Annotated in this window: 16 protein-coding genes and 2 pseudogenes; 9 read left to right on the top strand and 9 right to left on the bottom strand. The window is 71.0% G+C overall.

Features of this window, described 5'->3' with window-relative positions; genetic code table 11:
- The first annotated feature begins 5 nt into the window (after positions 1 to 5).
- Entirely contained in the window at positions 6 to 572 is a 567-nt protein-coding gene (locus AB8A24_RS04040) for a hypothetical protein (RefSeq protein WP_328962900.1), read from the top strand.
- A 16-nt stretch (positions 573 to 588) separates the two neighbouring features.
- On the opposite strand, the gene AB8A24_RS04035 is transcribed toward AB8A24_RS04040, so the two are convergent.
- Entirely contained in the window at positions 589 to 1,860 is a 1,272-nt protein-coding gene (locus AB8A24_RS04035; RefSeq protein ID WP_369474718.1) for a DUF4241 domain-containing protein, read from the bottom strand.
- 81 nt (positions 1,861 to 1,941) lie between these two features.
- The gene (locus AB8A24_RS04030; protein ID WP_328962898.1) at positions 1,942 to 2,343 is read right to left on the bottom strand and encodes an ATP-binding protein; all 402 of its coding nucleotides are present in this window, start codon (positions 2,341 to 2,343) and stop codon (positions 1,942 to 1,944) included.
- Between the two features lie 138 nt (positions 2,344 to 2,481).
- Here AB8A24_RS04030 and AB8A24_RS04025 point away from each other — a divergent pair, with 138 nt between their 5' ends.
- From AB8A24_RS04025 to AB8A24_RS04010, 4 genes are all read left to right on the top strand, one after another.
- Positions 2,482 to 3,348 (top strand): helix-turn-helix transcriptional regulator, encoded by an 867-nt coding sequence (locus AB8A24_RS04025; protein WP_328962897.1) that lies wholly within the window; start codon positions 2,482 to 2,484, stop codon positions 3,346 to 3,348.
- Positions 3,339 to 3,533: a DUF397 domain-containing protein gene (locus AB8A24_RS04020; RefSeq protein WP_266385070.1), complete on the top strand. Its 195-nt coding sequence runs from the start codon at positions 3,339 to 3,341 to the stop codon at positions 3,531 to 3,533. The genes AB8A24_RS04025 and AB8A24_RS04020 overlap by 10 nt, the downstream gene beginning before the upstream one ends.
- A 118-nt stretch (positions 3,534 to 3,651) precedes the next feature.
- Positions 3,652 to 3,894 carry a hypothetical protein gene (locus tag AB8A24_RS04015; RefSeq protein WP_328962896.1) on the top strand — a complete coding sequence of 81 codons (243 nt, stop codon included), beginning with the start codon at positions 3,652 to 3,654 and terminating at the stop codon, positions 3,892 to 3,894.
- A gap of 114 nt (positions 3,895 to 4,008) precedes the next feature.
- Complete coding sequence (locus tag AB8A24_RS04010; RefSeq protein WP_266484060.1) at positions 4,009 to 4,425, top strand: VOC family protein; 417 nt, start codon at positions 4,009 to 4,011, stop codon at positions 4,423 to 4,425.
- A gap of 48 nt (positions 4,426 to 4,473) precedes the next feature.
- On the opposite strand, the gene AB8A24_RS04005 is transcribed toward AB8A24_RS04010, so the two are convergent.
- Positions 4,474 to 5,583 (bottom strand): alkene reductase, encoded by a 1,110-nt coding sequence (locus AB8A24_RS04005; protein ID WP_369474715.1) that lies wholly within the window; start codon positions 5,581 to 5,583, stop codon positions 4,474 to 4,476.
- Positions 5,584 to 5,636: 53 nt separating this feature from the next.
- Between AB8A24_RS04005 and AB8A24_RS04000 the strand changes: the two genes are divergently transcribed.
- Positions 5,637 to 6,008 carry a MerR family transcriptional regulator gene (locus AB8A24_RS04000; RefSeq protein ID WP_328962893.1) on the top strand — a complete coding sequence of 124 codons (372 nt, stop codon included), beginning with the start codon at positions 5,637 to 5,639 and terminating at the stop codon, positions 6,006 to 6,008.
- On the opposite strand, the pseudogene AB8A24_RS03995 reads toward AB8A24_RS04000, so the two are convergent.
- Both AB8A24_RS03995 and AB8A24_RS03990 read right to left on the bottom strand, forming a co-directional pair.
- Positions 6,005 to 6,394, bottom strand: a pseudogene (locus AB8A24_RS03995) (MarR family transcriptional regulator); the annotation flags it as partial. The gene AB8A24_RS04000 and the pseudogene AB8A24_RS03995 sit on opposite strands and share 4 nt — an antisense overlap.
- A 147-nt stretch (positions 6,395 to 6,541) precedes the next feature.
- Positions 6,542 to 6,739, bottom strand: a pseudogene (locus tag AB8A24_RS03990) (helix-turn-helix domain-containing protein); the annotation flags it as partial.
- Positions 6,740 to 6,984: 245 nt separating this feature from the next.
- On the opposite strand from AB8A24_RS03990, the gene AB8A24_RS03985 reads away from it, so the two are divergent.
- Genes AB8A24_RS03985 through AB8A24_RS03975 form a run of 3 tightly spaced genes read left to right on the top strand, consistent with a single transcriptional unit; the run spans position 6,985 to position 9,443 of the window.
- Positions 6,985 to 7,656, top strand: a complete 672-nt coding sequence (locus AB8A24_RS03985; protein WP_328962892.1) for a DUF4097 family beta strand repeat-containing protein — start codon at positions 6,985 to 6,987, stop codon at positions 7,654 to 7,656.
- Between the two features lie 33 nt (positions 7,657 to 7,689).
- A complete protein-coding gene (locus AB8A24_RS03980; RefSeq protein ID WP_369474713.1) occupies positions 7,690 to 8,655 on the top strand; it encodes an ATP-binding cassette domain-containing protein in 966 nt (321 codons plus the stop codon).
- Entirely contained in the window at positions 8,652 to 9,443 is a 792-nt protein-coding gene (locus AB8A24_RS03975) for an ABC transporter permease (protein ID WP_328962890.1), read from the top strand. The genes AB8A24_RS03980 and AB8A24_RS03975 overlap by 4 nt, the downstream gene beginning before the upstream one ends.
- Here the strand turns inward: AB8A24_RS03975 and AB8A24_RS03970 are convergent.
- The 4 genes from AB8A24_RS03970 to AB8A24_RS03955 all read right to left on the bottom strand — a co-directional run bounded on the left by AB8A24_RS03970 (position 9,401) and on the right by AB8A24_RS03955 (position 12,903).
- A complete protein-coding gene (locus AB8A24_RS03970; protein WP_328962889.1) occupies positions 9,401 to 9,835 on the bottom strand; it encodes a hypothetical protein in 435 nt (144 codons plus the stop codon). The genes AB8A24_RS03975 and AB8A24_RS03970 overlap by 43 nt on opposite strands.
- A gap of 120 nt (positions 9,836 to 9,955) precedes the next feature.
- Positions 9,956 to 10,750 (bottom strand): DUF4239 domain-containing protein, encoded by a 795-nt coding sequence (locus AB8A24_RS03965; protein WP_328962888.1) that lies wholly within the window; start codon positions 10,748 to 10,750, stop codon positions 9,956 to 9,958.
- 92 nt (positions 10,751 to 10,842) lie between these two features.
- Positions 10,843 to 11,133, bottom strand: a complete 291-nt coding sequence (locus tag AB8A24_RS03960; RefSeq protein WP_328962887.1) for a hypothetical protein — start codon at positions 11,131 to 11,133, stop codon at positions 10,843 to 10,845.
- 204 nt (positions 11,134 to 11,337) lie between these two features.
- Positions 11,338 to 12,903 carry an APC family permease gene (locus AB8A24_RS03955; RefSeq protein WP_328962886.1) on the bottom strand — a complete coding sequence of 522 codons (1,566 nt, stop codon included), beginning with the start codon at positions 12,901 to 12,903 and terminating at the stop codon, positions 11,338 to 11,340.
- Between the last annotated feature and the right edge of the window lie 21 nt (positions 12,904 to 12,924).

The following is a 12,924-nucleotide window of genomic DNA, read 5'->3' as shown; positions in this document are numbered from 1 at the left end:
ACGCCATGACGAACCGAGGGGCGGACGGCGTGGACCGGGACATCGAGAACCAGTGGGCGGCACTCCCGGAGGGCATCCGCACACAGACCGACGGATACGTCCTCCAGGACAGCCTCCTGCCCGCGGTCAAGCTGGTGTGGGACGCCGGCCGCGCCTGGGGCGTCGGCCTGCGCGAGGCCCAGCACATCGTGTCCCTGCGCTACGAGCACCACGGCGACCGGGTGGCCCGTACGCCCGACTCCCCGATCGATTTCGACTCGCTCGCCGCCCTCGCCCACGGCGTCCCGGGCCGGGTGGTGGCGATCGAGGCGATCTGGGACGGGGACACGGTGCACGACTGGTTCGTGAAGCTGATGGCCCTCGCGGAGGAGCCGGTCGGGGAGAAGTGCCTCGCCACGATCTACTGGGGCACGGCGCAACGCGCCCTCGGCGACGCCGACACCGGCGGCCTCCATCCCTCGGCCGCGGCCGCCACCCGCGCGGGTACCGCCCTCGCCGAGTACCTGGGCGTCCCCTTCCACTTCACGAGCCCCGACACCCCGGACGACGAGGCCCCGCGCCTGCGGCCCTGAACGGCGGCCGGGCGGCTCAGGGCGCCGCGAGCGCGGGCATCCCGTCCACGAGCACCACCACACCGACCACGTCCCCGTCGGCCGACCTGCCCACCCAGACGGGATGCCCTCCGTCCGAGGACACCGCGAAGGCGGCGAGCTCGGCGCCTGAGGCGGGTTCGCGGGTCCGCACGAGGAACATGGAGAGAGGATCGGCGTCCGCCCCGTCCGGGTCCGGATCTCCGCCCGCCATCGCCCGGTCGAAGAGCTGCTGGAGCGCCCCCCACTCCCGGGCATCGGCGAAGGCCCCCGTCGCGCCGTCCGTGGAGAAGCAGTACACCTCGCCTTCCCCGAGCAGCCTGGGGTCGTCCTCCGGCGCCATGGCCATCTCCCAGGACGCCGCGGGCGTCTCGCTCACACACAACCGGACCGCCGTGGTCTCCGTGCGGTCCACCCAGCGCTGGTCGTACATGCAGTCGTAGCCGAAGCTGATCCGCGCCTCCTCCAGCGGGTACTCACCCGGCGGAACGGCCACGGTCAGGCGCGGCCCCCTGCCGTCCAGCGGACAGTCGATGCCCAGCAGCCCGCTCGGCACGTTCAGGGTGCCGCTCCGCACCGGCTCGACGACCGTCATCTCGGGTTGGTACGACGTGGCCATCCGCGTGCCGGGCCGGAACAGCTCGTCCAGCGGACCCGGTTGGCCCGGCCGCGGAGCCCGCCAGCGGTCGGCCGGCTCGGCATCGGATCCCTGGTGCGCCCCGGCCGCCTCGCAGACGGTGACCGGCTCCGTCAGCTCGTGCACCTTCCTCGAAAACACCGGCCAGCCCCCGAAGTCCGGCCGCTTCAACCAGCGCTGATCGTCGGTGATCTCCGCCGTGGTGGTCGACATGCCCCCCTTGGAGCCCTGCGGTTCGCGACTCACCCGGGCCCGGCCCTCGGGTTTCAGGGTCACGGTGGTCCGGGAGGCCCGCTCGTCGAACTCCGGGACCTCCGGACCGGCATAAGCCCATATGCGCGTCTGCCGGGTGAGCAGCCGGTCCGCCTCCAGGAGCCGGTAGTCCACCTCATGGGTCCGGCGGCCGCACTCGTCGTAGATCCAGAGGCCCACATGGTGCTGCTGCCAGGAGACGAGCCGGACTTCGAGCGGAGCCTCCCGGCCCGGTATCCGGTGCTCGGCGACGTACGGCAGCCCGGCCGCGTCCCGCTCCCGCGCCGCCTCGGCGGACATCGGCCGCCACGGCGTACGGGTCGCCAGGTCCCAGCCCTCCGCGTACCCCACCTCGACGACCGTCCCCGATCCCCGCTCCATCCGCGCCACCGCCCGCTCGCTTCCGTTCCCGCACCTGATCGCAAGGTAACGGCTGCCACCGACAGCGCCGCGCGTGGGCGCCTACGTACGCCTCCCCGCCCGGTGCGTCAGCTCGGCCCAGACGGTCTTGCCGACCAGCCGGTCCCGTACCCCCCAGCCGGCGGCGACGGCGTCCACGATGCGCAGGCCGTAGCCGGATTCCGCCTGGTAGGCGTGCGGCCGTACGGTGGGGCGCCGGTCCGCGCGGGCGTCGGAGACCTCGATGCGCAGCACGCCCTCCAGCAGGGTCATCCGGAGCTCGAAGTCCCGCCCGGGAACGCGCCCGTGGACCACGGCGTTGGCGGCGAGCTCGGCCACGACGAGTCCGGCGTCGGCGGCGAGCGCGGTGGTTTCCGGGATGCCCCAGCCGTCGAGTTCGACGAGGGCCAGCTGCCGGGCGAGGCGCGCTCCGCGGCGGGTGCAGCTGAAACGCTGAGTGAACATGCGTAAGAGAGCCCGGGCGGAGCCGGAAGGTGCGGTCATGGCGCCAACATCCCGCTTGGCCAGGGTCGTTCAACACCAACCGGACTCGTACAAACCAACTGTACGAGTTCATTCCCTGGACAGTGGAAGTCACGATGCGTGAGCATTTCCGTCGGGGAGGTGACCGCCATGGTGAGTGCCGACGGCAGCGGTGACGGCGAGGTCGAACCGGATGACAACCTGCGCACCTTCGGCGAGACGGTCAAGGCCTCCCGCAAAAGCGTGGGCCTGACCCAGGAGCAACTGGCGCCGCTGATCGGGTACTCGGTCCAGTACGTCGGGTCCGTGGAACAGGGCCGGCGGCACCCGTCGAAGAAGTTCATCGCCAGGACCGAATCGGTCCTGGACACCTTCGGCGTCATCGACATCGCGGCCCGGCAGCTGTCGCGGCGACGCGGCCTGGCGTCCTGGTTCCGCCGGTGGGCGGAGCTGGAGGAGGGCGCCGTCATCCTCAACACCTACGAGTGCCGGTCCGTCCCGGGGCTGCTGCAGCCGGAGTCCTACGCCCGCGCGCTGGTCGACGCCGTCCTGCCGCCACCTACTCCCGAAGAGGTGGAGGAGCGCATCGCGGCCCGACTGAAGCGGCAGCAACTGCTGCTCCGCACCCCGTACACGGTCTTCAGCTTCATCATCGACGAGGCCGTGATCCTGCGGCAGACCGGTGGGCCGGAGGTGACCCGCGGGCTGATCGACCACCTGCTGGAGTGCGGGCAACTACCCAATGTGGACCTCCAGATCATGCCGCTCGTCAGCCCCGACCACGCAGGGCTCGGTGGACCCTTCCGGCTCATCGAGACCCAGGACCACGAGTGGGTGGGCTACAGCGAAGGGCAACAATCCGGCCGCGTCCTGACTGACCCGAAAGACCTGAGTCTCCTTCACCTGCGGTACGCCAAACTTCGCATCCAGGCCCTCAATCCTGCCGACAGCAGGGCCCTGTTGATGCGAATGCGAGGATCCCTGTGAACAGCTCCCAGCTGGATTGGTTCAAGAGCAGTTACAGCAGTGGCGACGGCGACGACTGTGTCGAGGTCGCCGCCTGCGCCGACCTCGTCCACGTCCGCGACTCCAAGGTGACGGCCGGGCCCGAGCTGGCCGTGACCGGTGCGAGCTGGGCCGTCTTCCTCGCGGAGGTCACCTCGCACCCGTGAGGTGACAGTGGGTGACCGCCATTGGGGTGAAACACCGTTTCCCGTGAACTCTCCGTGATGTTGAGCTGGTCGCGTGCCGTCTGTCCGGCGCGTCGATCGAGATCTTTAGGAGAGTGTCATGCGTATTCGCTCTGCCCTGACGGCGTCTGTCCTGGCTGCCGGCATCCTGCTGGGCGGCGCCGGCGCGGCCCTGGCCAACGACGGTGTCGACATCGAAGGCTTCTCCGCCGGGCACAAGGCCTTCGCGTCCAACTGCTCCTCGTTCGCCGGTGTTCCGGCGAAGATCGGCCCCCTCTACGCCGACAACTGCGAGAAGGCGGGCGAGAAGGAGTGGGCCGAGGCCTACCACCTGGGCGCCTGACGACCAGCGCTCGTCGGCCGGGGCCTGTCACCCAGGGTCTCCGGCCGACGGGTCGGCCGCGATGCGGCCGGCCCAACCACGCCTGAGCCGGCGGGGTTTCGTACGCTGGCACGCATGATCGATTCTCATGCGCATGTACGCGTCGCCCGGCCCTCCCTCGACCTGGCGGCCGCCGAGCGGTTCTACGTGGACGGTCTCGGGCTGGAAGTGCAGTGGCGGAGCGCCGAGAGCGTGGCCGGGGAGCACGACCTGCTGATGGTCGGCCCGGCCGGGGGCGGCTGGCACTTCGAGCTCACCCGGGACGCCTCGAACCCGATCCTGCCCGCACCGACCGTCGACGACCTGTTCGTGGTCTATCTCGGCGAGGCTCCCGACGAGGCCCTCGTCCAGCGCCTGGTCGAGCACGGCGGAACGCGCGTCGCGTCCCACAATCCGTACTGGGACGAGTGGGGAGTCACCGTCGTCGACCCCGACGGCTACCGGCTCGTGCTCTGCTCCCGCACCTGGGGTCAGGTCGCCGCGTCCTCGTAGGCCGGCCCGCTGACCCGACGCGCCACGCCGCACAGGGCGCCGAGCCGGTCAGGCACCGAGCGTCGGGTAGTCGGTGTAGCCCTCCGCACCCTGGACGTGCATCAGGAACTCCGGGCGGAGCTCGTTGAGCGGCGCGTCCGTGCGCAGTCGCTCGACGAAGTCGGGGTTGGCGAGGAAGCCCCGACCCAGGGACACGAGGTCGGCGCCCTCGGACAGCAGGCGTTCGCCCCGCCGCTTGCCGCCGTCGGCCGCGACCTCCTCGCGGGAGAGCACCGGGTTGGCGATCAGGGTGCCGGGCCAGTCCCGGCGGATCTGCGCGAAGGCGGGCCGGTCGGGGTCGGCGTGGACCTGGTGCAGGTAGGCGGGCGCCAGGTCGGCCAAGGCCTTGACCAGCGCCGGGTAGATCTCCTCGGTGTCGCCCTCCTCGATCCCGTTGACGTTCGCTCCGGGCGAGACGCGTACGCCGACCCGGTCCGCGCCGATGGCCTCGGCGACGGCCCGGACCACCTCGACGGTGAACCGGATGCGGTTGTCGACGGGGCCGCCCCACTCGTCGGTACGCCGGTTGGTGTTGGAGGCGAGGAACTGGTGCAGCAGGTGGCCGTTGGCGGAGTGCACCTCCACCCCGGCGAAGCCGGCCTCGACGGCGCCCCGGGCCGCGCTCGCGAAGTCGGCGATCGTGGTGCGGATGTCCTCGGCCGTCATCGCGCGCGGTACGACGCCGTCCCGGAGGCCGCCGGGGGTGTGCAGCCGCTCGGGGAACGGCACCGCGGACGGGGCGAGCGGTACGTGCCCGGAGGTCGCGGGGTGGCCGACCCGGCCGCCGTGCTGGAGCTGGAGGAACATCTGCCGGCCACCGGCGGCCCGTACGGCCTCGGTGACGCGGCGCCAGCCGGCGATCTGCGCCGGGGTGTGGATCCCGGGGATGTGCGGGTAGGTCTGCCCGACGGCGTTCGGGGTGCCGGCCTCGGCGATGATCAGCCCGGCCGAGGCGCGCTGGGCGTAGTAGGTGGCCATGAGTTCGCCGGGCACCCCGTCGGCCCCGGCGCGGTTTCGGGTCAGCGGGGCCATCACCAGGCGGTTGGGCAGTTCCAGGCCGCCGAGGCGGGCCGATTCGAAGAGGCGGGAGGCGGCGGGACCGTGCTGTGTCTGCGTCATGCCGGTACCGTAAAAGCTGACACTGATGTCAGGTTCAAGGGCTGGGGTGGGGCATGCGGATCGGTGAACTGGCTGCGCGCACCGGGGTCGGTGAGCGTTCGTTGCGCTACTACGAGCAGCAGGGCCTGCTCGCTTCGGACCGGACGCCCGGCGGTCACCGGGACTTCTCCGAGCGGGCGGTCGACCGGGTCATCCGGATCCAGGAGTTGTACGCGGCCGGCCTGCACAGCGCGAAGATCGCGCAGATCCTGCCCTGCATGCGGGACGAGGACGGCGGCCCGTCGGTGCGCGCCACCCCGGCGCTGGTGGCCGAACTGGCCACGGAGCGGGAGCGGATCGACCGGATGATCGGCGATCTGATCCGCTCCCGCGAGGTGCTGGACGAGGTGATCGAGGCGGCGGCGGGCCGCACGACCGTTGTCTAGAGCGGGTCGTCCGGGGGCGTTCCCGGCTTCGTGTGGAGGACCGCGCGCGCCTGTTCCGCGGCGCGGGTGATGCCCTCGGAGACGAAGTCCATGAAGCGGGCGATGTTCTCCAGGCGGTTGGCCGCCGGGGTGTCGGGGCCGAGGATGCTGACACCCTGACGTGCGGTTTCTATGATCTGGGCGTTGGCGCGGGCGCTGGCGATGGTGGCCTGGTACCAGACGTCGTCGTCGACGAAGTAGCGCTCGCGGCGGCGTTCGTCGCGTTCCCTACGGACGAGGCCCTGGCCCTCCAGGAACGTGATCGCCTTGGAGATGGACGCCGGGCTGACCCCGAGGCGCTGGACGAGTTCGGACGCGGTGAGGCTGCCCGTGTCCGTGAGGTAGAGGCAGGCCATCACCCGGGCCATCATCTTGGGCGTGCCGGCCTGGATGAGGACGTCGGTGAACACGTCCTCGAACTCGCGCACCGCTTCGGGGTCGCGGCCGTGGGCCTGCGGGGGCGCCTCCGGGCCCCGGGGGGCGGCCTGGCTGCGCCGGTGGGCGCGGCGTTCGGTGGCGCGGTGGGCCAGGTCGGCCCGGTAGGCGTTGGGTCCGCCGTTGCGCATCACCTCGCGCGAGATCGTCGAGGTGGGCCGGTCGAGGCGGCGGGCGATCTCGGCGTAGGCGAGGTCGTCGGCCAACCCCAGCGCGATCTGCTGGCGTTCCTGCTGATTGAGCCTGCCTCCCGGCATCGCGGTCTCCTTCGTGGTCCGTGGTGTCCCCCACTATAGCGTTCACTTCCATTCCATTGCAACGAACCCACCGTCCGTTGTTGCGTTAAGCGCGAAGCCATTGCAATAAAATCCCGCCTCTGAGCTGCAGTGATGGCAATCAAGCGCAACGAGTCTGTTGCCAGATCATTGAACGCAACGTAGCTTTTCGTTCATCAGAAACCGCGGGGCGCACGAAGCGCAGCCGCCGATGAAGGAGAAGTACCGTGCAGAAGTTCGCCACCACCGCCCCGATCACCACCGTCCTCGACATCCCCGCCGGCCTCGTCCGCCTCATCGCCGCCGACCGGGCCGACACCACCGTCGAGATCCTCCCCGCCGACGCCTCCAAGGGCCGCGACGTGAAGGCCGCCGAACAGACCACCGCCGAATACCGCGACGGCGTCCTGCGGATCACCGCCGCACCCGCCAAGAACAAGATCCTCGGCCAGTCCGGCTCCGTGGAGATCACCGTCCAACTCCCCGCCGGCTCCCACGTCGAGGCGAAGACCGCGGCCACCGAGTTCCGCGGCGTCGGCCGCCTCGGCGACATCACCCTCGAGAGCGCCCAGGCCACCGTCAAGCTCGACGAGACCGCGAGCGCCCACCTCACCCTCATGGCCGGCGACGTCACCGTCGGACGCCTGACCGGCCCCGCCCGGATCACCACCCACAAGGGCGACCTCCAGATCGCCGAAGCCCTGCACGGCACCGTCGAACTCACCACCCAGGCCGGCGACATCACCATCGGAGCCGCCCGCGGCGTCTCCGCCACCCTCGACGCCGGCACCGCCCACGGCCGCGTCCACAACGCCCTCACCAACACCGACGGCGCAGCCGCCGGCCTGAACATCCGCGCCACCACCTCCTACGGCGACATCACCGCCCGCAGCAACTGACCCGCAGTCACCGCCCTCGAAGGAGCACTCCTCATGACCAACCTGGCCATCGCGGCGAACGGGCTGCGAAAGTCCTACGGCGACAAGCTCGTTCTCGACGGGATCGACCTGGCGGTCCCCGCCGGCACGGTCTTCTCCCTGCTCGGCCCGAACGGCGCCGGCAAGACCACCGCCGTCAAGATCCTCTCCACCCTCCTCAGCGCGGACCCGGGCACCGGAGCCATCCACGTCAACGGGCACGACCTGGCCGCCGACCCGCAGGCCGTACGCGCCTCGATCGGTGTCACCGGCCAGTTCTCCGCCGTCGACGGCCTGATCACCGGCGAGGAGAACATGCTCCTGATGGCCGACCTGCACCACCTCTCCCGCCGCGAAGGACGGCGGGTCGCCGGCGAACTGCTGGAACGCTTCGACCTGGTCGAGGCCGCCAAGAAGCCCGCCGCGAGCTACTCCGGCGGCATGAAGCGCCGCCTCGACATCGCGATGACGCTGGTCGGCGACCCGCGGGTCATCTTCCTCGACGAGCCCACGACCGGCCTCGACCCGCGCAGCCGCCACAACATGTGGCAGATCATCCGCGAACTCGTCACGGGCGGCGTCACCGTCTTCCTCACCACCCAGTACCTGGAGGAGGCCGACCAGCTCGCCGACCGCATCGCCGTGCTCAACGACGGCAGGATCGCCGCCGAGGGCACCGCCGAGGAACTGAAGCGCCTGATCCCCGGCGGACACGTCCGGCTCCGCTTCACCGACCCGGCCGCCTACCGGTCCGCGGCCCTCGCCCTGCACGAGGTCACCCGGGACGACGAGGCACTGGCACTGCAGGTCCCCAGCGACGGCAGCCAGCGCGAACTGCGCGCGGTACTCGACCGGTTGGAGGCCGCCGGCATCGAGGCCGACGAACTGACCGTGCACACCCCCGACCTCGACGACGTGTTCTTCGCCCTCACCGGCCCGTCCACCACCGTCACCGACCAGCCCAAGGAGAACGTCCGATGAGCTCCCTCTCCCTCGCCGTGCGCGACTGCTCCACGATGCTGCGCCGCAACCTCCTGCACGCCCGGCGCTACCCGTCGCTGACGCTGAACCTGCTGCTCACCCCGGTGATGCTGCTGCTGCTCTTCGTCTACATCTTCGGCGACGTGATGAGCGCCGGTATGGCCGGCGACGGCGCCGACCGCTCCGACTACATCGCCTACGTCGTCCCGGGCATCCTGCTGATGACCATCGGCAGCACCGTCATCGGCGCCGCGGTGTCCGTCTCCACCGACATGTCCGAGGGCATCATCGCCCGCTTCCGCACCATGGCGATCCACCGCGGATCCGTACTCGTCGGGCATGTCGTCGGCAGCGTCCTGCAGTCACTCGCCAGCGTGGTCCTCGTCGGCGCCGTAGCCGTCGCCATCGGCTTCCGCTCCACGGACGCCACGGCCCTGGAATGGCTGGCCGCGTTCGGACTGATCGCGCTCTTCGCCCTGGCGCTCACCTGGATCGCCGTCGGGATGGGCATGGCCAGCCCGAACGCCGAGGCCGCCAGCAACAGCGCGATGCCACTGATCCTGCTGCCGCTCATCTCCAGCGCGTTCACCCCGGTCGAGGCGATGCCGGGCTGGTTCCAGCCGATCGCCCTGTACCAGCCGTTCACGCCGGCCATCGAGACCCTGCGCGGCCTGCTCCTCGGCACCGAGATCGGCTACAACGGATGGCTCGCGGTCGCCTGGTCCATCGGTCTGGCGGTGCTCGGCTACCGCTGGTCGGCGGCCTCGTTCAACCGCGACCCGAAGTAAGCGGTATGAGCGCGCGGGCCTCCTCCCGCAGAACCGTCCCGCCCCTGGGCGGCGTACACCGACACGACGGTCGGGGTACGCCGCCCGTCGGCGTTCCGGGCCGCCGCACGGACGTCCGGTGGCGGTTCCGTACGACCCACGTGCGGGGATTCCTCGGCCATGCCGACGCTCGTCCAGAGGTGCTTGAACACCGACCACAGCCGGCGTCCGGAGCCGCCGTCGTCGTGGGACACCGGGGCGGTGGAGGAGTGCGGGGTGCGCGGCGTCGCGGGGGCGGCGAGGGCCCCGAAGGCGAGGCCGGCACCCGCGGCGGCCAGGGCGGCGACAACGACGAGCAGGACGAGACGGCGGCTGCGGGCGTGCGTGTGCGTGCGGGTGCGGGTGACGGCCATGGGAGTGCTCCTCGGGGGACGGAGGCGGGCGTCGGGTGGTGCGCCCGTGCCTCCAGTCAGCCCGAGGGAGCGGATCGCGTCACGTCGCTGGAGTTCGGGACTTGACAGTCCCCGGCCCGCTCAGCCGGCGGCCCAGAACTGCGCCAGAGCCGCCTCCTTGTAAGGCGCCGGGGTCACGCTCAGGTCCCCCGCGAAGGGCCGGTCCAGGGCCACCACCAGCAGCAGGCTGAAGCCGATCAGCCCGGCCACCGCCGATACGAAGAGCAGCTGCATCTTCAGGCTGCGCAGCCCGAACAGGAAGGTGAGCGGGACGATCACGAACGCGCCCCCGTACACCAGCACCTGGAGCAGGATCGGCAACGAGCTCTCGGCCATGGTGATGCGGGCCCGGCGCTGGGCGGCGACGTCGTTGAGGCGGGTGACCGCTTCGGCGTAGAAGGTCTCGGCGCGGGGGCCCTGCGGTTCGTAGGCCTGGAGCGCCTGGTAGAGGGCGTGCGTCTGCGGGCCGGTCGCCTCGTAGCTCGGCCGCCCGTCGCGCATCAGCGGCCACTGCACCTCGACGACGGCGTGCGTGTACGCGCCGACCGCCTGCTGGATCCGGGCGCGGTCGGCCGGTGGGAAGGCGTCGGCGCTGCGGACGACGAGGGCCAGGTCGGTGGCCTCGTTCGCGACGATGTTCTGGGTGTTCTCCAGCTGCGTCCACAGGGTGACGACGACGAACGCGAGGATGATGCCGTAGATCGCGCCGAACATGCCGAGCGCGACCCCGACCATCTCGTTGTGGTCGCCCTGGGCCAGGTGCGGGAAGCGGCGGCGGGCGGCCAGGCTCCCGACCGCGGCGAGGCCGGTGAGGCCGCCGACCAGGAGGACGGCGATGACGAAGGTGCTGAGGTGGTTGAGCAGCCAGAGGATCATGTCCTGCTCAACGAGCGCCGCCGCCCGAGAACCCGGCCTCCGCCACGGCTCCTGCGGGGTGGGAGTCGTGGCAAAGGCCTCGGCGGCTCGGGTCACTCGATCTTGGGGGTGTCCGGGAGGCCGGCGGCCAGGGCCGAGCCCGCGCCCTTGAGGGAGGAGTCGGTGGCCTGGGTGGCGGACCCGGCGGCCTGGGCGGTCACGCCCACCGCGGTCTTGGTGTCCTGTACGGCCTGGGTCGGGTGGTCGACGACGTCGACGACGCGGCCGACGACCGGGGGCGCCTGCCCGGCGGGCTCGTCGGCGTGCGCGGCGGCGGGGATCAGTGCGAGGGCGGCACCACCGGAGACGACCAGGGCGGAGAGCGTGCGCTTCATGGCGTTCATGCCCGGCCCAACGACCCCGCCACACCCCGGGTCACCGCCACAGGGGGTGTCTTGTCGGTCAGGGCGGGTCAGGGAGCGGTGGTCGGCAAGACACCCCCTATGGCCCGGGAAGTGGGCCCGGAACGCCCGCGGCCCCGGATCGGGGGAATCGATCCGGGGCCGTGGGCATGACTCAGCGGGGGGAGCGCGGGGGCGCGGGGACGGTCAGTCCTCGACCACCAGGGACGGGGTGGACTTCGTCAGGACCTCGCCGCGGAAGAAGGCCGGGCTGCGGCGCTCGGTGACGAACATGATCACCAGGCCGAGGGCCAGCAGGCCGACGCCGATGACGAAGACGTTGCCGACGTCGAGGCCGGGGAGTGTGGAGCCGGAGCCGTAGGCCGGGTCCCAGGCGTCGTACAGGGTCTTGAAGAAGACCGCGGCCAGCAGCACGCCGCCCAGGATCGGGAAGACGCCCTTGAAGAACAGGTCGCGGGCGGAGCGGCGCAGCTCGCCGCGGAAGTACCAGACGCAGGCGAAGGCCGTGAGCGAGTAGTAGAAGCAGATCATCAGGCCGAGCGCGAAGATCGTGTCGGTGAGGACGTTCTCGCTGACCAGGGTCATGACCGTGTAGAAGGCGCCGGTCGCGACGCCCGCCATGACGGTGGCGCGGCCCGGGGTCTTGAAGCGCGGGTGGACCTTGGCGTAGGAGGCCGGCAGGGCCTCGTACGTGGACATGGCCAGGACCGTGCGGGCGACCGGGATGAAGGTGGTCTGCAGGGAGGCCGCGGCGGAGGCCAGGACGGCGACGAAGAGCAGGATGCCGAGGACCGGGCCCATGACGGGGCCGGCGAGGGCGGCGAAGACGTTGCCCGAGGTCTCCTCGTTGGCGAGGCCGAGGCCCTCGCCGCCGGAGCCGACGGCCATCTGGGCGGCGATGCCGGTGGCCAGGTACGAGCCGACCAGGACGACCATCGCGATGAGGGAGGCGCGGCCTGGGGTCTTCGTCGAGCCGGTGGTCTCCTCGTTGGTGGCCAGGCACGCGTCCCAGCCCCAGTACATGAAGATCGAGAGCGAGAGTCCGGCGGTGAAGGCCGCCATGGACTCGACCGCGAAGGGGTTCATCCAGGACCAGGAGAAGTCGAGGCCGGTGTCGAAGGTGCCGGCGGAGGCCTTCTGGAAGGCCATGGCGACGAAGATCGCGAGCACGACGAGCTGGAGGCCGACCAGGGCGTACTGGACGCCCTTGGTGGCGGTCATGCCGCGGTAGCTGATGGCGGTCGCGACGGCGATCAGGGTGAGGCAGGTGGTGATGTGGACGAGCTTGTTGTCGTCCAGGGCTGCGATCGACGCGTTGTTCGTGACCTCGCCGGCCAGCAGCCAGAAGTACGAGGTGGCGACGCCCGCGAGGTTGGAGAGCACGATGATCGTGGCGATCACCAGGCCCCAGCCGCACATCCAGCCGATCCGCGGGCCGAAGGCCTTGACGGTCCAGGTGAAGGAGGTGCCGCAGTCCGGCATGGCCTTGTTGAGCTCGCGGTAGGCGAAGGCGACCAGGAGCATCGGGAGGAAACCGGCGAGGAAGATCGCGGGCATCTGCATGCCGACCTCACCGGCGGTGGAGCCGAGGGTCGAGGTCAGACAGTAGACGGGGGCGACGGTGGAGATGCCGATGACGGCGCTTCCGACCAGTCCGACGGACCCCTTGCCGAGGCCCTTGCCGCGAACGTCGCCGTCGGCGACGCCGCTTACCGTGTCTCCGGCCCGAGGCCGAACGTCCAGCTGAGTCATGAGTCAGGACGTTAGATGGTG

It is taken from the genome of Streptomyces sp. BF23-19 (assembly GCF_041106355.1).
Taxonomy (GTDB): domain Bacteria; phylum Actinomycetota; class Actinomycetes; order Streptomycetales; family Streptomycetaceae; genus Streptomyces; species Streptomyces virginiae_A.
The sequence above is the reverse complement of the archived record's forward strand: the minus strand, read 5'-3'. Positions and strand labels throughout refer to the sequence as shown.

Excerpts from the sequence above, each read along its gene's own strand:
- AB8A24_RS04040 (WP_328962900.1), top strand. The coding sequence starts at position 6 with ATGACGAACCGAGGGGCGGACGGCGTGGACCGGGACATCGAGAACCAG.
- AB8A24_RS04035 (WP_369474718.1), bottom strand. The coding sequence starts at position 1,860 with ATGGAGCGGGGATCGGGGACGGTCGTCGAGGTGGGGTACGCGGAGGGC.
- AB8A24_RS04030 (WP_328962898.1), bottom strand. The coding sequence starts at position 2,343 with ATGTTCACTCAGCGTTTCAGCTGCACCCGCCGCGGAGCGCGCCTCGCC.
- AB8A24_RS04015 (WP_328962896.1), top strand. The coding sequence starts at position 3,652 with ATGCGTATTCGCTCTGCCCTGACGGCGTCTGTCCTGGCTGCCGGCATC.
- AB8A24_RS04010 (WP_266484060.1), top strand. The coding sequence starts at position 4,009 with ATGATCGATTCTCATGCGCATGTACGCGTCGCCCGGCCCTCCCTCGAC.
- AB8A24_RS04005 (WP_369474715.1), bottom strand. The coding sequence starts at position 5,583 with ATGACGCAGACACAGCACGGTCCCGCCGCCTCCCGCCTCTTCGAATCG.
- AB8A24_RS04000 (WP_328962893.1), top strand. The coding sequence starts at position 5,637 with ATGCGGATCGGTGAACTGGCTGCGCGCACCGGGGTCGGTGAGCGTTCG.
- AB8A24_RS03980 (WP_369474713.1), top strand. The coding sequence starts at position 7,690 with ATGACCAACCTGGCCATCGCGGCGAACGGGCTGCGAAAGTCCTACGGC.
- AB8A24_RS03975 (WP_328962890.1), top strand. The coding sequence starts at position 8,652 with ATGAGCTCCCTCTCCCTCGCCGTGCGCGACTGCTCCACGATGCTGCGC.
- AB8A24_RS03970 (WP_328962889.1), bottom strand. The coding sequence starts at position 9,835 with ATGGCCGTCACCCGCACCCGCACGCACACGCACGCCCGCAGCCGCCGT.
- AB8A24_RS03965 (WP_328962888.1), bottom strand. The coding sequence starts at position 10,750 with ATGATCCTCTGGCTGCTCAACCACCTCAGCACCTTCGTCATCGCCGTC.
- AB8A24_RS03960 (WP_328962887.1), bottom strand. The coding sequence starts at position 11,133 with ATGAACGCCATGAAGCGCACGCTCTCCGCCCTGGTCGTCTCCGGTGGT.
- AB8A24_RS03955 (WP_328962886.1), bottom strand. The coding sequence starts at position 12,903 with ATGACTCAGCTGGACGTTCGGCCTCGGGCCGGAGACACGGTAAGCGGC.